19 protein-coding genes are annotated in these 16,674 nt (G+C 56.9%); 15 read left to right on the top strand and 4 right to left on the bottom strand.

Annotation, left to right across the window (positions count from 1 at the left end; genetic code table 11):
- The first annotated feature begins 3 nt into the window (after positions 1–3).
- The 7 genes from hslO to Z945_RS0109005 all read left to right on the top strand — a co-directional run bounded on the left by hslO (position 4) and on the right by Z945_RS0109005 (position 8,457).
- Positions 4–1,002, top strand: a complete 999-nt coding sequence (gene hslO, locus Z945_RS0109035; protein WP_025051781.1) for an Hsp33 family molecular chaperone HslO — start codon at positions 4–6, stop codon at positions 1,000–1,002.
- Positions 995–1,588, top strand: a complete 594-nt coding sequence (locus tag Z945_RS0109030) for a CoA pyrophosphatase (protein ID WP_025051780.1) — start codon at positions 995–997, stop codon at positions 1,586–1,588. Before hslO ends, Z945_RS0109030 begins: the two co-directional genes overlap by 8 nt.
- The gene (locus Z945_RS0109025) at positions 1,567–2,745 is read left to right on the top strand and encodes a CCA tRNA nucleotidyltransferase (protein ID WP_052862626.1); all 1,179 of its coding nucleotides are present in this window, start codon (positions 1,567–1,569) and stop codon (positions 2,743–2,745) included. Before Z945_RS0109030 ends, Z945_RS0109025 begins: the two co-directional genes overlap by 22 nt.
- Before the next feature lie 169 nt (positions 2,746–2,914).
- Positions 2,915–4,759: an ABC transporter ATP-binding protein gene (locus Z945_RS0109020; RefSeq protein ID WP_025051778.1), complete on the top strand. Its 1,845-nt coding sequence runs from the start codon at positions 2,915–2,917 to the stop codon at positions 4,757–4,759.
- Positions 4,760–4,835: 76 nt separating this feature from the next.
- A complete protein-coding gene (locus Z945_RS0109015; RefSeq protein ID WP_420911458.1) occupies positions 4,836–6,596 on the top strand; it encodes an ABC transporter ATP-binding protein in 1,761 nt (586 codons plus the stop codon).
- 37 nt (positions 6,597–6,633) lie between these two features.
- Positions 6,634–7,884, top strand: a complete 1,251-nt coding sequence (locus Z945_RS0109010) for a class I SAM-dependent RNA methyltransferase (RefSeq protein WP_025051776.1) — start codon at positions 6,634–6,636, stop codon at positions 7,882–7,884.
- A gap of 75 nt (positions 7,885–7,959) precedes the next feature.
- Positions 7,960–8,457, top strand: a complete 498-nt coding sequence (locus Z945_RS0109005) for a L,D-transpeptidase family protein (protein WP_025051775.1) — start codon at positions 7,960–7,962, stop codon at positions 8,455–8,457.
- A 23-nt stretch (positions 8,458–8,480) separates the two neighbouring features.
- Here the strand turns inward: Z945_RS0109005 and dalA are convergent, their stop codons facing one another.
- Complete coding sequence (dalA, locus tag Z945_RS0109000; RefSeq protein ID WP_025051774.1) at positions 8,481–8,990, bottom strand: divisome-associated lipoprotein DalA; 510 nt, start codon at positions 8,988–8,990, stop codon at positions 8,481–8,483.
- 170 nt (positions 8,991–9,160) lie between these two features.
- Here dalA and Z945_RS0108995 point away from each other — a divergent pair, with 170 nt between their 5' ends.
- The 4 genes from Z945_RS0108995 to Z945_RS0108980 all read left to right on the top strand — a co-directional run bounded on the left by Z945_RS0108995 (position 9,161) and on the right by Z945_RS0108980 (position 11,645).
- Positions 9,161–9,772, top strand: coding sequence for a L,D-transpeptidase (locus tag Z945_RS0108995; RefSeq protein ID WP_025051773.1), 612 nt, complete (start codon positions 9,161–9,163; stop codon positions 9,770–9,772).
- Positions 9,773–9,911: 139 nt separating this feature from the next.
- On the top strand, positions 9,912–10,094 hold the full coding sequence (locus tag Z945_RS0108990) for a hypothetical protein (protein WP_025051772.1): 183 nt from the start codon (positions 9,912–9,914) through the stop codon (positions 10,092–10,094).
- A gap of 147 nt (positions 10,095–10,241) precedes the next feature.
- Positions 10,242–10,949, top strand: a complete 708-nt coding sequence (locus tag Z945_RS0108985; RefSeq protein ID WP_152541095.1) for a LysM peptidoglycan-binding domain-containing protein — start codon at positions 10,242–10,244, stop codon at positions 10,947–10,949.
- 75 nt (positions 10,950–11,024) lie between these two features.
- Positions 11,025–11,645 (top strand): hypothetical protein, encoded by a 621-nt coding sequence (locus tag Z945_RS0108980; protein WP_025051770.1) that lies wholly within the window; start codon positions 11,025–11,027, stop codon positions 11,643–11,645.
- A gap of 9 nt (positions 11,646–11,654) precedes the next feature.
- Here the strand turns inward: Z945_RS0108980 and hemH are convergent, their stop codons facing one another.
- Positions 11,655–12,701, bottom strand: a complete 1,047-nt coding sequence (gene hemH, locus Z945_RS0108975) for a ferrochelatase (protein WP_025051769.1) — start codon at positions 12,699–12,701, stop codon at positions 11,655–11,657.
- Positions 12,702–12,780: 79 nt separating this feature from the next.
- Positions 12,781–13,599 (bottom strand): methyltransferase domain-containing protein, encoded by an 819-nt coding sequence (locus Z945_RS0108970; RefSeq protein WP_025051768.1) that lies wholly within the window; start codon positions 13,597–13,599, stop codon positions 12,781–12,783.
- Positions 13,600–13,610: 11 nt separating this feature from the next.
- On the opposite strand from Z945_RS0108970, the gene Z945_RS0108965 reads away from it, so the two are divergent.
- Genes Z945_RS0108965 through Z945_RS0108950 form a run of 4 tightly spaced genes read left to right on the top strand, consistent with a single transcriptional unit; the run spans position 13,611 to position 15,926 of the window.
- Complete coding sequence (locus Z945_RS0108965; RefSeq protein ID WP_037970824.1) at positions 13,611–14,345, top strand: ComF family protein; 735 nt, start codon at positions 13,611–13,613, stop codon at positions 14,343–14,345.
- Between the two features lie 36 nt (positions 14,346–14,381).
- The gene (grxC, locus tag Z945_RS0108960; RefSeq protein WP_025051766.1) at positions 14,382–14,639 is read left to right on the top strand and encodes a glutaredoxin 3; all 258 of its coding nucleotides are present in this window, start codon (positions 14,382–14,384) and stop codon (positions 14,637–14,639) included.
- Complete coding sequence (locus Z945_RS0108955) at positions 14,639–15,469, top strand: carbon-nitrogen hydrolase family protein (protein WP_025051765.1); 831 nt, start codon at positions 14,639–14,641, stop codon at positions 15,467–15,469. Before grxC ends, Z945_RS0108955 begins: the two co-directional genes overlap by 1 nt.
- A gap of 22 nt (positions 15,470–15,491) precedes the next feature.
- The gene (locus tag Z945_RS0108950; RefSeq protein ID WP_025051764.1) at positions 15,492–15,926 is read left to right on the top strand and encodes a MarR family winged helix-turn-helix transcriptional regulator; all 435 of its coding nucleotides are present in this window, start codon (positions 15,492–15,494) and stop codon (positions 15,924–15,926) included.
- On the opposite strand, the gene ubiG is transcribed toward Z945_RS0108950, so the two are convergent.
- On the bottom strand, positions 15,907–16,665 hold the full coding sequence (gene ubiG, locus Z945_RS0108945; RefSeq protein ID WP_025051763.1) for a bifunctional 2-polyprenyl-6-hydroxyphenol methylase/3-demethylubiquinol 3-O-methyltransferase UbiG: 759 nt from the start codon (positions 16,663–16,665) through the stop codon (positions 15,907–15,909). The genes Z945_RS0108950 and ubiG overlap by 20 nt on opposite strands.
- Positions 16,666–16,674: the final 9 nt, after the last annotated feature.

Below are 16,674 nucleotides of genomic sequence, written 5' to 3'. Positions count from 1 at the left end.
CAGATGACAACGCCACAGCAGCCAGGAAATCAGATTGCCTGGGACGACAGTGTTCTGCCGTTCCAACTGGATCATTGCGACATTCGCGGACGTGTGGCGCGACTGGACGGGGTGTTGGAAGGGATCTTGCGTCAGCACGATTATCCGCCGCAGGTCGAGGCATTGGTTGCCGAGATGGCGCTGCTTGCCGCATTGATCGGTCAAACGATCAAAGTGCGTTGGAAGCTGCAATTGCAGGTGCAGTCAAAAGGTGCCGTGCGAATGATCGCAACGGATTACTACGGCCCCGAAGCAGAAGGTGCGCCCGCGCGGATCAGAGCCTATGCGAGCTATGATGCGGAACGGCTGACAGATGAAGCTCCGTTCGACCAGATTGGGGAAGGGTATTTCGCCATCATGATCGACCAGGGCGAGGGGATGACCCCATATCAGGGCATCACACCGCTTGAAGGTGGGTCCATTTCCGCCTGTGCAGAGTCTTATTTCGCCCAATCCGAACAATTGCCGACGCGGTTTTCACTTAGCTTTGGCCGCTCGTCCGGCCCGACCGAGCCCGAGCATTGGCGTGCCGGTGGCATTATGCTGCAAATGATGCCCAAAGCGTCACCTTTCGCGGCCAAAGATGGTGGAACGGGAGAAGTTCTGCAGGCCACCGATCTGGTGCATGGCGATGAGGAAGAAAACTGGAACCGCGTGAATATCCTGCTTGATACGGTTGAGGATCTGGAGCTGGTTGGTCCGTCCGTGCCGCCGACGGATCTGCTGTTGCGCTTGTTTCACGAAGAGCAACCGCGTGTCTTTGATGCGCAGGCTGTCCGCTTTGGCTGTTCATGTTCCGAAGACCGTGTGCGCCAAAGCCTGTCGATTTATTCCGCAAAAGACATCGAAAAGATGACCACGGATGAGGGCCGTGTCACTGCGGATTGCCAGTTCTGCGGTGCCCACTACGATCTTGACCCCAAGACCGTTGGCTTTGATGCAGAAGCAGCACCCGATGCCTGATCTGATTGGTCAGATTAGGGACGCTCTGGCGCATAATGGTGCAGAGACTTCCGATTTTGATCTGAACCCCGATGTTGAGTTGCCTTTAGGGCGCGCGTTGCGGCCCGCCGGGGTTTTGGCGCCGATTGTTCGTAGAAATGACGACTGGCATTTGCTGCTGACAAAACGATCGTCAGCGCTCAAGCATCACCCCGGCCAGATTGCTTTTCCGGGCGGCAAGCAGGACGACACAGATGCCGATGTTATTGCCGCCGCTTTGCGCGAGGCAGAGGAGGAAATCGGCCTGCCTCGTCACCTTGTAGAGGTTTTGGGGACGTTGCCAGCGCATGAGACGGTCACCGGCTTTTCGGTGACGCCAGTTTTTGCGTTTGTAAGTGACACATTCACGGTGATCCCGGAGCCCGGAGAGGTGGACGAAGTGTTTTCGGTGCCTCTGTCTCATGTGCTGGCACCCGAGAACTATATCATCGAGTCCCGACGCTGGCGGGGCACACGGCGGCATTATTTCACAGTCCCGTACGGTCCCTACTACATCTGGGGCGCAACCGCGCGTATGTTGCGGGCATGGGCAGAACGCATGACATAAAAATACCGCCAGCGACAAGCTGGTTGGTTGATCCCGCGGCGCAGGCGCTTTGCGCTGCGGTTAAGGGCGCGGGGCATCAGGTTTATTTCGTTGGCGGCTGCGTGCGGAACGCCCTTTTGGGTTTGCCGGACAGTGATGTCGATATGTCTACAAATGCCTTGCCCGAAGTCGTGACCAAAGTCGCGATTGATGCAGGCTTCAAAGCGATTCCGACAGGGATTGCTCATGGAACGATCACCGTTGTTGTTCAGGGCAAACCGTTTGAGGTGACAACTTTCCGCCGCGATGTCGAAACCGATGGGCGGCGGGCTGTTGTCGCGTTTTCGGACCGGATTGAGGATGACGCCCGGCGGCGCGACTTTACGATGAACGCCCTCTACGCAACTGTCGATGGCCAGGTGATCGACCCCCTCGGCGGACTGCCCGATCTATTGGCGCGGCGTGTCAGGTTCATCGAAGACCCTGCCGCGCGCATCACCGAAGATTACCTTAGAACGCTGCGGTTCTTCCGGTTTTCAGCATGGTATGCAGATACCTCTGATGGATTTGATCCTGAAGCCTTGGCTGCAATTTCAGCAAATTTGGACGGGTTAGAGACGCTTTCCGCCGAACGCGTAGGTCAGGAAATAGCGAAAGTTCTGATGGCGCTAAATCCGGCGCCGTCGGTTGCGCTCATGCGCCAAACTGGTGTGTTAAACACTGTCCTTCCCGGCGCAGATGACAGGTGGCTGGCACCGTTGGTGCATATCGAACAAGCGCTTGGCCTTGATCCGGATTGGCTCTGCCGTCTTGCTGCGCTGGGCGGTGACGACCTAGTAAACCGATTGCGTCTGAGCAAAGCCGATGCGCAGGTTTTGAGCATCATGCGGGAAGTGGGGTTCAGTGGCCCAACGCCTGAAGAGATCAGTTACCGCCATGGAAAAAGAATTGGCGTCGCCACGGTCTTGCTGCGTTCGGTTATGGCACACGCTTTACCTGAAAGACATAGGTTAGAGACTGTTATCAAAGCGGCTGAAGCTGAATTTCCGGTCAATGCGCAGGATCTGATGCCGGAGTTGAAAGGGCCAGCATTGGGGCAGCGACTGAAGTATCTTGAACAGCTTTGGATCGACTCCGGCTTCGCCCTCAGCGCACAGGAACTGCTATCCGCACCCTGACCTCTCGACAAAATAGGATTTGCCGCCTAAACAGAGGGCAGAACAGGGAGGAATACAAAATGTATCGCGGGATCTGGTTCGGCTGAAGCCGTCATAACCTTACGTCTCGCCGGGCCGTCTGATTTCAGCGTCCGGACATTTTGTTGTTCCTGCACAGAGGCATTTGCCCATGTTCCGCTTTTTCGAAAACCTTGTTAATCCATACATACCCTATGTCGAAGACGACGCACCGCCTCAGCGCCTTGCGCCCTTCCTCTGGGCCTATTGCCAACCGTTCAAAGGCATATTTGCGCTGACGGGCTTCATGTCATTGGTGACTGCCGCGATCGAGATCGGGCTTATCTATTATATGGGTCGCATCGTCGATTTGCTGGGCAGCGATCCCACGCAGATGTGGGACACCTACGGTACTGAATTGCTGTTGGTTGCGGGTTTCGTATTGATCATACGGCCCTTTATGCAGGGCCTGGATGTTGCGTTGATCAACAATACGATCCTGCCAAATGTAGGCACGTTGATCCGCTGGCGCGCGCATCGCCAGGTCTTGCGGCAATCGGTGGGCTGGTTCGAGAATGACTTTGCCGGGCGTATCGCCAACCGGATCATGCAAACCCCGCCTGCCGCAGGCGAGGTTGTGTTCCAGACATTTGATGCGATTTCCTATGCTCTGGCCTATATGATCGGCGCGGTGATCTTGCTCAGCACTTCTGATTGGCGGCTGATGTTGCCCTTGCTGGCCTGGCTTGTACTTTATGGCGGCTTGATCCGCTGGACCATTCTGCGCGTGGGGCCGGCTTCTAAAGCGGCATCCGATGCGCGGTCGCAGGTTACAGGGCGCGTGGTCGATGCCTATACCAACATCCATTCGGTTAAGATGTTTGCGCATCACGATCTTGAGGTCGATTTCGCCAAGGAAGCCATCGAAAACGCCCGCGAAACCTTCCAGAAGGAAATGCGCATTTTCACAAAGATGGATGTAACATTGGTTACGCTGAACGGTCTGTTGATCATCGGCGTCGTGGGGTGGGCCCTGTTGCTGTGGACCTGGGGCGAGGCGAGCGTTGGCGTTGTTGCTGCGGCTGCCGCACTTACACTGCGGCTGAATTCAATGACCGGTTGGATCATGTGGGCGCTGTCTTCGTTCTTTCGCGAATTGGGTGTTGTTGCCGAGGGGATGGAGACCATCGCCCAGCCGATCACGCTGGTCGATCAAGAGGATGCAGAGCCTCTGGCGCTGACCAAGGGTCGTATTGAATTGAAAGGTCTGACTCATCACTACGGACGGGAGCAGGGCGGACTTCAGGCCATTGATCTGACGATCAAACCGGGAGAGCGGATCGGCCTTGTGGGGCGGTCAGGTGCCGGAAAATCGACCCTCGTAAAGCTACTTTTGCGGTTTTATGATGCAGAGGGCGGCCAAATTCTGATTGATGGTCAGGATATTTCAGGGGTCAAACAAGACAGCCTGCGGCGGCATATCGGCATGGTCCAGCAGGACAGTTCGCTGCTGCATCGCTCTGTCAGGGACAACATCTTGTACGGAAGACCCGAAGCGACAGAAGCGGAGATGGTTGATGCCGCCAAACAGGCGCAGGCGCATGAATTCATCCTCGATCTTGCCGACCCTGAAGGCAATCATGGCTATGACGCGCGGGTTGGTGAGCGTGGTGTCAAATTGTCCGGCGGTCAGCGGCAACGTATCACGCTGGCTCGGGTGATCCTGAAGGACGCGCCGATCCTACTGCTGGACGAGGCGACAAGCGCGCTCGACAGCGAGGTGGAAGCGGCAATTCAAGAGACGCTGTACGGGATGATGGCCGGGAAAACGGTGATCGCAATTGCGCACCGCCTGTCCACAATCGCTGAAATGGACCGCATTATCGTGCTGGATCAGGGGCGCATTGTTGAAGATGGCACCCATGACGCGCTTTTGGCGCAAGGCGGGCTATATGCAGATTTCTGGAACCGCCAATCGGGCGGATTTCTGACGCTGGATGATGACGCCGAAGGATAGACCCTTGAAAGTATCAGATTGGATCAACCCGTTTTCGGCCGCCGATGGACCGCCGCCGCAGACGCTTGGTGCGTTTATGCGGTGGTGCCTGTCTGGGGCATGGCCCGTGCTGTGGCTCGCTGCTTTTTTCTCAGCCGCCGCCGGCGTGATGGAGGCCGGTACTGCGTGGATATTGGGCAAGGTCATTGATGCCACAACAAGCGCGGGACCAGATGCGTTCTTTGACGGACGCAACATTGCTTTGATTGCGGGTGCCATGGCGTTTTTCCTGATCGCGCGGCCTGTTCTGTTTGGTTTGTCGTCCGCTTCCAACGCGATCATGGTACAGCCCAATATCAATCCACTGGTGTTGTCGCGATTGCACCGTTGGACGCTGGGTCAGAATGTCGGGTTCTTCGACGATGATTTCGCGGGCCGCATCGCCCAAAAGCAGATGCAGGCCGCGCGGGCTGTGACTGATGTGGCATCCGAGATGATTAATGTGGTGGCTTTTGCTTTGGCATCGCTGTTTGGATCGGTCGCTTTGCTGGTGGCCATCGACTGGCGGGTCGCGCTGGGCTTTGCTGTTTGGCTTGTCGCATATTTCGGCCTGATCAACTGGTTCTTGCCACGGGTGCGTGCGCGATCGGCAGGACGGGCCGGGGCGCGGGCCATGGTATCGGGGCAGGTGGTCGATACGATTACCAATATCAAAACGGTCAAGCTGTTTGCCCACGCAGATCACGAAGACCGTGCAGCGCTGGGCGCGATGCAGACGTTTCGCCAACGGGCGTTGGAGTTTGGCCATCTCGCCGCCGGTTTCCGGCTGGCGTTGATGAGCCTTGCCGGCGTTTTGCCTGTGCTGCTGATCGGAGGAACCATCCTGTTGTGGCAGCGTGGCATTGCGACCGAAGGGGATATTGTTGCCTCTGGTGCTATTGCCATCCGGATTGCGCAGATGACGGGCTGGGTCAGTTTCACGCTGATGGCGATATACTCTAACATTGGGGAAATCGAGGATGGGATGAAAACTTTGACGCCTCGCAATCGGGTTGATGACGGTGCCGATGCCCGTAGTCTGGTGGTCGATCGAGGAGAGATAGAACTGGATGACCTGACCTTTACGTATGGTCAGGGCACGGGCGGCATTCAGGATGTGAATCTGACGGTACAGCCCGGTGAGAAGTTGGGCATCGTTGGTGCATCGGGCGCCGGGAAATCCACCTTGGTTGCACTGCTACTAAGGCTCTATGAAGGGGAAAGCGGTAGTATTTCGATTGATGGAAAGAATCTGCGGCATGTGACGCAGGAAAGCCTGCGCCGCAATATCGGAATGGTGACGCAAGAGACCGCGATGTTCAATCGGTCGGCCCGCGACAACATTCTGTATGGCCGGCCGGATGCGACCAAAGAAGATGTAATCGCTGCGGCAGAACGGGCCGAGGCGCATGAGTTCATCAAGGATTTGCAGGATCATAAAGGCCGGCAAGGGTACGATGCACATTTGGGTGAGCGGGGCGTTAAACTTTCGGGCGGGCAAAGGCAGCGGATCGCGCTTGCCCGTGCTATTCTGAAGGACGCGCCCATTCTCGTGCTGGACGAGGCGACTTCGGCTTTGGACAGTGAGGTCGAAGCCTCAATCCAAGCCGCGTTGACGCGGGTAATGGAGGGGAAGACCGTGCTGGCTATCGCGCACCGCCTGTCGACTTTGACCGAAATGGACCGGATCATCGTGATGGATGCCGGGCGGATCGTCGAAAGCGGAACGCATGAGGCGCTTTTGGCCAAGGGCGGGCTTTATGCGCGGTACTGGCAACGTCAATCCGGTGGCTTTTTGAACATGCGTGCTGCCGAATAGGCTTGGGGCCAGCCGCGCTGCAGGGTAAAGCAGCGGCATGAGTGAACATATTATACGCAGATTAGGCCACCACGGCGACGGGATCGCTGATGGTCCTTTGTTTATCCCAATGACCCTGCCGGGCGAAGTGGTCAGCGGCACCGTAGAGGGCCAGGCGCTACGCGACATGCGCGTGGTCACGCCATCTGCTGACCGGGTCTCGCCACCGTGCCGTCATTTCAAGGCTTGCGGCGGTTGCGCCGTCCAGCATGGGTCGGACCGGTTGGTTGCGGATTGGAAGGTAGACGTGGTGCGCAGTGCGCTGGAAGCGCACGGGTTAGAGACTGATCTGAGGCCGATCCAGACCTCGCCGGCGCAATCAAGACGCAGAGCGACCTTTGCGGCAAGGCGCACCAAGAAAGGGGCGATGGCAGGTCTCTATGCCCGCAGCTCTGACGTGATCATCGAAATTCCGGATTGTGAGTTGTTGCACCCCGATTTGATGCGTGGGTTGGAAGTGGCACAGGAACTGGCCAAGTTGGGCGCAAGCCGTAAAGGGACTTTGGCGGTGACAGTCACGCTTTGTGCAAATGGTCTGGATGTGGCGGCGGCGCAGGGCAAACCGCTGGACGGACCGTTGCGCATGGGGTTGGCCCAGCTTTGTGATGACATGAAATTGGCACGGCTGGCATGGGCGGGCGAGGTGATCGCCACACGTCTGCCACCCGCGCAGCGGTTTGGCAAAGCCAAGGTATTGCCGCCACCAGGGACTTTTTTGCAGGCCACCGCACATGGCGAGCTTGCTCTGCTGACATCTGTGCGCGAGGCGATTGGCGATGCGGCGCATATCGCTGATCTTTTTGCCGGTTGCGGTACTTTTGCGCTGCCTCTGTCAGAACGGGCTGATGTGCATGCTGTGGAGGGTGATGCAGGGATGATGGCGGCCTTGGATAAAGGCTGGCGTGCCGCTACGGGGTTGAAACCTCTGACGGTCGAAACGCGGGATCTGTATCGTCGCCCGATGCTGCCGGACGAATTGCACAAACTGGACGCGGTTGTGCTTGATCCGCCGCGCGCTGGGGCCGAACGCCAGGTGGAACAGTTGGCTTTGGCGTCCGTGCCGCGCATTGCCTATGTGTCTTGCAACCCCGTGACATTCGCCCGTGACGCACAGACATTGGTCGACGCCGGCTATACCCTGCACTGGGTGCAGGTGGTGGACCAGTTCCGCTGGTCCGCACATATTGAGCTTGCCGCGTGTTTCACCACCGACAAACGTGCGACCGGTCTTAACCTCACGTCTTTTTGAATAGGAAAAAAACTGCTATGTGATAGCGGAGATCACAGGCAGGCCGGTAACATCTGGCACTAAGGGCAATAGGGCATGAAACGCAGAACATTGATTTTGGGCGGTACCGCATTGGTCGCGCTCGGGGCGTGCGGCAGTAGCAAGTTCAAGCGGTACTACGGACCGGAAGTCACATATGTTGTGGTGAACAAACAGCAGCGCAGAATGATGTTGTTGCACCATGATCGCGTACTTGAGGACTATAAGATCAAGCTTGGTTTCGCGCCGCTTGGCCACAAGGAAATTGAGGGCGACGGGAAAACGCCAGAAGGTATTTACCTGATTGACCGTCGCAATCCCAACAGCCGATTCCATCTTTCGCTTGGCATATCGTATCCCAATGACCGAGACCGAGAACGTGCGCGCGAGATGGGCAAATCACCCGGGGGTGATATTTTCATCCACGGACAGCGGCATCCAAAGCGCAAGGATCGGGATGACTGGACCTGGGGCTGTATTTCGGTGACCAACAAACAAATGGAAGACATCTATGCGATGGTGGGCGACGGCACGCCCATCCAGATCAATCCCTGAATGATGAATGTGGTGGTGGCCGATTACTCGCCCATCACCAGCGTCCACCAGATCTTGCCGCCTGCTTCCTGGAACCATGCAAATCCCATATTACGGGCATCTGCCGACATAATGATGCGTCGGGTGTCAGGTTGTTCCATCCAGGCGGCCAACGTTTCCAGTTCCGATTCGTAAGTCTCTGAAATCGTTTCGCCGACCAGCTTGCCTGCGTATCCGACGCGGCTGATACGGTCGATCGGCGACGATCCGTCAGAGCCAAAATGCCAAGGGCGGTTCTGAACCGACATATCGCGGGAATGGGTCGCCGCAGCAGCGTTCAGGTTCGGGTTCAGCTGTACTGGGGCGCGACCAGCCGATTGGCGCAACGCGTTAACCGAATCGAGCATGCGGAACTGGATTTTGCCAGTGTCAGCGCGGCTGATCCGGTAGGCACGGGGCAGGGGCTTCCCATCGGGGCCCAACTGAGGTGGCACCGGTGCACAGGCAGACAAGGCAAGGGCAAGCGCCACGAGAATAGACAGAATACGGATCATGAAGCTGCTCCAGCGGGTTAATTTGTGTTATGCCATATCGTGCAAGGCGTTGCAGTTCAAACGCACATCAGCGTTACCGCGCCTGTTGACACTTGTTTGATTTGATACTGCGTCTTTCGCGCCATATATCAAAGCATAAGATACAGAATATCCATTGATGGAGAATTCAAATGGCTCATAAATCAAGCAATACACCAAGCCGGCGCGCTTTTCTTGCTGGCTCGGCCGCGCTACTGGCGGCACCTGCACTGGCGCAATCGACATCCGCTGTGAACTCTGCCGCGACGACCCAGACAGAGCGTGACCTTAACGAGGTTGTGCGCCGAAATATCTCTAGCTTCCGCACGCTGGATTGGCAGCCCTATTTCGACAACACCCGCAACGGTGCGATTTTGGTGGATATCGACAGCCGCGCTGTACATTATTGGTCCGAGGATCAGAGCATCTATAAACTCTATCCCTCCAGCGTGCCGCTGACCGATGATCTGACGCGCCGGGGCCGGACACGGGTTATCCTCAAAGACCCGGAGCCGTCCTGGCGGCCCACGCCCTCGATGTTGAAGCGCAATCCTGATTGGCCGCCGTTCATCGGTCCTGGCCCGGAAAATCCGTTGGGCACGCGTTCACTGCACCTGAGCTGGACGTATTACCGGATCCACGGCACTCATGATACGCGCAAGATCGGGCGTAAATCTTCGAACGGCTGCATCGGTTTGTATAACGAGCATATTGAAGAGCTTTACGCGATGGCGAAAGTCGGGACCCAAGTGTTGCTTATTTGACGACATCGCGTCGATTGTACGGCCTAAACGTCCAATCCGTATTTGCAATCGTCTAAATATGCTGTTTAGAAAGGATTACGAGGTAAGTCTTGGGCGCGTGCGCGCAATTGCGTAGCACGCCATTTCTGGAGGTTATACTATGAAAAAGCTCGTTCTCGCCGCTGCATTGTCAGCTGCTGCATCCACCGCATTCGCTGGCTCCCTTGCGGACCCAGTGATCGAAGCTCCTGTGATTGTCGAAGAGGCAACAGGTTCTTCTTCCGGTATCCTGATCCCGCTGCTTTTGCTGGCTCTGGTTGCTGCGGCTGTTGCTTCCGACTAATCGGAACGGCACTACAAACAGAAAAGGGCGGTACTTCGGTGCCGCCTTTTTTTATGCCTGCGGTAGCGTTTAAAGATTTTACGGCACTTGACCGGAATGCAGGTCGTCCTCCAGACTTCTGACCATTATTATGGGCCGGAGGCTGAAATGGATTTTATCAAACATACCGTCAAAAAGGGTGAGAACCTGTCGAAGATCGCGAAGGGCTATGGGTTTGCCGGTGGCGATTGGGTCAAGATTTACAAACACCCCAAGAATTCCGCCTTTCGCAAATTGCGTCCCGATCCGGATCTGATCGAACCCAAGGACGAACTGTTTGTGCCTGGTACACCTGGCAAAGATATCGACGCCGAAATGAAATCCCTGAAGGCCATGCTGGACAAGCTTAATTCCATGCCCCTATCGGTCAAAAAGGTGACGATGGAAGCGCAGCGGATGGCGAAAGAGGCGCAGCGCATCACCAAGACCGGAGCTTTGATCCAGACCGATATTCAGAAGATGCGCGGCATGCAGGCGATGCATCGGGCCGAAGTCCAGATTATGGATCAGATGACAACGAAGTGTTCGGATGATGCGAAAGGCTGCGTCGCTGCAACCCCCCGGTCCTTTGCGGTATTCGAAAAACGTCAGGCCGCATTGGGTCGATTGATCAACACACTGAAAACTATCGACGAGGCAGACAAGCATCTGCGTCGCGATCCCACCAAGGCGATGTTCGCGGTGGGAATGGTCAACAAGGATATGGAAAAGATCAGAAAGCTGACCGCCGAATGGACCAAAGCCCACACCGATGCCGTTAAAGAGATTGAAAGCCGGATCAAGGAGCTAGGCTCGGAGCGAAAGCTGACAGTTTAGAGTGCTCGTTTTGGCGAGAGTTGCCAGAAATGGGGGAACTCTCTACGCTTTGATCACTCAGCGAGGGGGCCAGACGTGATATCCGAAGGCGAAAAGGAAGAAATCCGAACCCTGCTTAAGGTTGGCCGCAGTCGCACATTGAACTTTGCTGTTTGCATGGGCGAAGAGCCGGTCGAGACTGTTTTTGTCATACATCGACGCGTGAAACCGTTAGTGTTGGGGCGACAGGCCAAGGCGGACGGCACTACACCCAAGGTCGCCAAAGGGCGGATGGAAGTAGACGGTCGTACGCTCAAGCTGTGTTGCGAAGGTACTGTTCCGACAGGACTTTCTAAGAACTTGAAGAAATATCTAAAAATCCTCAAACTGATGATGACTGTCGAACTGGTCGATGAGGTTGCACCTTTACCGGATGAAGATGGGCTTGATGAAGACGTCGTTCAGGAGGCTGAACCAGTTGCAGCTGAAAGCGCGACGGAGCCACCTGCAGCACCCGAACCGGAGGTTTCACCAGAACAGACACGCTATGAAACCATGTTCAAAATGATGACGCCCAAGATCGACCAGATCGAACATTCAGACCATCCCAACGCACTAAAAATCGCTGCGATTCGCGATCTTGCGGTGCGGCGGGCGGAAAGTGGTGACTACCGTACCGCGAACAAAGCGCTCAGCAGTCTGGCGGCGCACATCTGAACCACTAAGTCAGTCGAGCCAACCTTTGAGGTTCTCGGAAATGACGTTCGATAGGGCTTCGATGTGCATCTCGTCATCGTTGAGACAGGGAATATAGGTGAAGTGTTCGCCGCCCGCTTCTTCAAAGCTTTCCTTGATCTCTTCGTTGATCTCTTCGAGCGTTTCAATGCAATCGGCAGAGAAGGCAGGGGCGCAAACAGCAATGTTCTTATTCCCCGCTTCGGCCTGCCGTGCAACTTCTTCCACGGTGTAGGGCTGAAGCCATTCTTCGGGCCCGAACTTTGACTGGAAGGTCGTCATGATCTCGGTGTCTTTCCAGCCCAGCCGCTCTTTCAGCAGGCGCGTCGTTTTCTGGCACTGACAGTGATAGGGATCACCTTCCATCAGATAGCGGATCGGCACGCCGTGGTAGGAGCAGATCAGGATATCCGGGCGCTTGTCGGCGGCTGCAAAAGCGCGTTCGATGCTTTGGGCCAATGCCTCGATATAGTCGGGGCGGTCGAAGTAGGGTTCGACCACGCGGGCGATGGGCTGCCATTTTTCTTTGCCCAGCGCGGCAAAAAACGCGTCGCAGGCTGTTGCCGAAGTGGCCCCGGCATATTGAGGATAGAGCGGGAAAAACAGGATCTTCGAGCATCCGGCTTTCGTCATCGCCTCGACCTTGGATTTGGTGGACGGGTTGCCATAGCGCATGCAGAAATCAACCATGACATCATCGCCATAGCGCTGCTTCATCTTCGCGGTAATTTTTGCGGTCTGGGCTTTGGTGATCGTCATCAGGGGGCTTTCGCCCTCATCGTGGTTCCAGATAGATTTGTACGCTGCACCGGATGTGAAGGGACGTTTGGTCAGGATGATCAGTTGCAACAACGGCTGCCACAACCAGGGGGAATAATCGATGACCCGTCGATCCGACAGGAATTCACCCAGGTACCGGCGCATGGACCAATAGTCGTAATTGTCAGGCGTGCCGAGGTTCGCGACCAGAACACCAACGCGCTGCTTGGGAATGACAGGATGATCTTCGTTGGCATGTGCAGGTCGCGCAGCTTGCATTTTGTGGTCCTTCGAAAAATCCATCACACGGTCCCTTAGCCAAAATCTCTGCCGTCAGATAGGGGGTTTTGCCAAAGCGTCAATCAGGCAGTTTTGTCTCCTCGGTGCGCAGTGCATCTGCAAGACGCTGTTGCGCCGAGCCGGGGCGCAAGGGTTTGGGCTGGCTGTCGGCAGGGGCCCAGCCTGTCAAATATACCAATTCAAAGGTTGCAGTGACGCGTTGTGTGTCGGTTGCAAAATGCTGGGCATAGAGCTCCGCTGCTCGGTGCATCACGCGCCCTGCGGTAGGACGTCGCAGGCGGGCGGCCAGCGCGTTTGTTTCGCCCATTGCCCGCAAATCGCGCATCAGATGCCGCATATCCGTATATTCGACCGTCAGCGTTTGTGTGTCCGCCACTGGCAAAGCAAAGCCTGCGCGTTGTAGCAGGCCGCCCATATCGCGCAGCTCTGCCATGGGGGCCACACGCGGAGACATGCCGCCGGTCACTTCCGCTTCGGCCTGCCCAAGACAGGCGCGCAATTCATGCAGGGTTTGACCGCCAAAGGCGACAGACAGAAACAGCCCGTCAGGTGCCATGGCGCGGCGGCATTGGATAAGCTGGCCAACGGGGTCATTGGCCCAATGCAGGGCCATCGCATGGATCACAAGATCATGCTGGCCTGCGGTCAGATCGAGGGTTTCGGTATCTGCCAAGACTTGCGCCAGCGGGAGGACGCTTGACCATAGATCGGGAAAACCGGTGACCACCGCCACTGAATTAAACGACTTGTTAACCATCCCCATACGATCGTGCACCTCATCGGCGGCAGCGTGGTGCAGGAACATCGCATCCGCTTTGACGCGGCGGCGATGCAGCGTCAGGGCTTTGTGGTCTGTCAGCGCGGATTGTTTACTCATCTGGGTGTCATATGGTGTTGTTACGCGGACTTCAAACAGGGCTGGACGCCATTTATCCCGCAAGGTGCCTGACCTGTGGTGCCGTAGTTGACGGTGATTTTGGCCTCTGCGGCACTTGCTGGCGCGACACGGCGTTCATCGGGGGGACAGTCTGTGATGGATGCGGCATTCCCCTGCCGGGTGCCGATACCGGGGATGCAGCGCAGTGTGACAGCTGTATCACCAACCCGCCGCCGTGGAAGCGCGGGCGCGCGGCGATGCTCTATCGCGATACGGGGCGCAAATTGGTGCTGGCGTTGAAACATGGCGACCGACAGGAAATCGCCTATCCCGCGGGGCTGTGGCTGGGCACTGCGGTAAAGGATTTACTGACGCCGAACACGCTGATTGCCCCGGTACCGCTGCATTGGCAGCGCATGATCAAACGGCGCTATAATCAATCCGCGCTGCTGGCGCAGGCCTTGTCCAAACGCGTCGACAGGCCCATGTGCCCTGATCTGCTGCAACGCTTTCGGCGCACAAGGTCGCTGGATGGTCTGGGCCGTGGGGAACGGATCGCGATGGTCGATGGGGCCATCCGCGTGCACCCCCGGCGGCGGCATCGGCTGATCGGACGGCCGGTGCTTTTGGTGGATGACGTGATGACATCGGGCGCAACATTGGCGGCCTGTACCCGTGCCTGTCTTGAGGCCGGATCAGGCGCTGTTTGCGTGGTAACACTGGCGCGGGTGGGCAAAGACACCTAAGTCTGCTTTCAATTAGCAAATTGAAAGGACCGTACAATGAAACCGGTTGAGATCTATACATCGCCCCTTTGCGGCTTTTGTCACGCGGCCAAGCGGCTGCTGAGTTCCAAGGGCGTGGAGTTTTCCGAAATCGACATCTGGGCCAACCCGGACCGCAAGCCAGAGATGATCCAGCGGGCGAGTGGCGGTCGTACCGTGCCTCAGATTTTCATCGGTGAGACTCATGTAGGTGGGTGCGACGACTTGCAGGCGCTGGAGCGGGCAGGCAAGCTTGACGCGTTGCTGGCCGCCTGATGCAGGGCGCGATCCTGCAGCTGAATGTATCGGATGATCCTGCCGCCAATCTCGAGCAAACGGTCACCAAGCTGCGCGAGGCTGTGGCACAGGGTGCGCAGTTTGTACTGACGCCCGAGGTGACCAACTGCATTTCCACCAGCCGCGCGCACCAACGTGACGTGCTGCAATCGCAGGCTGACGATGTCACCCTGCGCAGCCTGCGCGCGGAGGCAAAGGCGGCCGGAATCCATTTGCTGATCGGATCGCTGGGCTTGAAAACCGATGATCCGGACGGGCGGTTTGCCAATCGCTCGTTTTTGATCGGGCCGGATGGTGGTATTGTCGCGCAGTATGACAAGATACACATGTTCGACGTGCAGATCAGCGCAACGGAGACATGGCGCGAGAGCGAAGGATACCGCCCCGGCGATCGGGCTGTGGTGGCGGATACGACCTTTGCAAAGATCGGAATGACCGTCTGCTATGACGTCAGGTTTTCGCATCTCTATCGGGCCTTGGCGCAGGCGGGCGCGCAAATTTTGACCGTGCCCGCCGCGTTTTCGCCCGTGACAGGGGTTGCGCATTGGCATGCGTTATTGCGGGCCCGCGCCATCGAATCAGGTTGTTTTGTGATCGCACCAGCGCAAACCGGCACCCATGCAAGCGCCATGCACAAGACCCGCGATACCTATGGTCATTCGCTGGTCGTTGATCCCTGGGGTGAGGTGCTGTTGGACGCGGGGACCGAGCCAGGCGTTTACAAATTCGACCTGAACCTTGAAAAAGTCACCGAAGCGCGTGGGAAGGTGCCCAGCCTTGCCAATGCACGCGCGTTTCATGGCCCCTAAAAGGCGATGACGTGGTGAGCGGATGAGTGATGACAAGAACACATTAGCGATTATGCTTTTCAGCGAAATCCTCGCTGCGGATCATTCGATGCGTGGACGGCTTAGCCGCGTGTTGCCCAAAGGTATGGAGATTTCGCATTTTTCCGTGCTGAACCATCTGGCATGGCAAAAGACGGAAAGCTCTCCGGCGCGGCTGGCCGAAGTGCTGGGCGTGACCCGTGGCGCGATGACAAATACACTGACCAAACTGGAATGGGCGGGCTATGTGCACATTCGCCCCGATTGGGATGACGCGCGGCGCAAAATGGTCGGGATCAGCCCGGCAGGCAAACTGGCGCGGGACACGGCGATTGCGGCGATCACCCCGATGATCAATCAAGTGGTCGAGGATCTGGGCGAAGAGCAGGCCCGAGCGGCCCTGCCCATTTTGCGCGAGATCAGGCTGAAGCTGAGTTAGGCCGCAAACTGGCGGTCACATAGTTCACGCTGAGATCCCGGTCCGACAGAGACCAACTCCATGCAATCGGATTGAAAACGAACCCCTTGCGGTCCACTGGTTCAAGTCCGGCTTGCCGCATCAGGTCGAACAATTCGTCCGGTGTAATGAATTTTGACCATTCATGCGTGCCCTTGGGCAACCAGCGCATGACCTGCTCGGCCCCGACAATTGCGAAGACATAGGATTTCGGGTTGCGGTTGATGGTTGAACAGACATGCAAGCCACCGGGCTTCAAGAGATCATGACAAGCGCGCAGGTAGTCGATGGGCGAAGCGACATGCTCGACCACCTCCATATTCAGCACCACATCGAATTGCTCGCCTGCTTCGGCCATCGCTTCGGCAGTTGTGTGGCGGTAATCGATGTCGAGGCCTGACTGTTCCGCATGAACCTGAGCTACTGGAATATTGCGTGCCGCAGCATCCGCACCAACCACATCCGCACCCAGTCGCGCCATCGGTTCAGCCAGCAAACCCCCACCGCAGCCGATATCGAGGATGCGCAGCCCAGCGAAGGGTTTTTCAGTTTTCAGGTCACGATCAAATTCGCCCGCAATCTGGTTTGTGATATAATCGAGCCTACAGGGGTTCAGCATATGCAACGGTTTGAATTTGCCGTTCAGATCCCACCATTCAGCGGCCATCGCCTCGAACTTGGCAATTTCACCATCGTCGACTGTCGATTGAGCGGTTTGCATCTCGTGCTC

The sequence above is a fragment of the Sulfitobacter noctilucae genome (assembly GCF_000622365.1).
Taxonomy (GTDB): Bacteria; Pseudomonadota; Alphaproteobacteria; order Rhodobacterales; family Rhodobacteraceae; genus Sulfitobacter; species Sulfitobacter noctilucae.
This window is presented reverse-complemented; position numbering and strand designations above follow the sequence as displayed.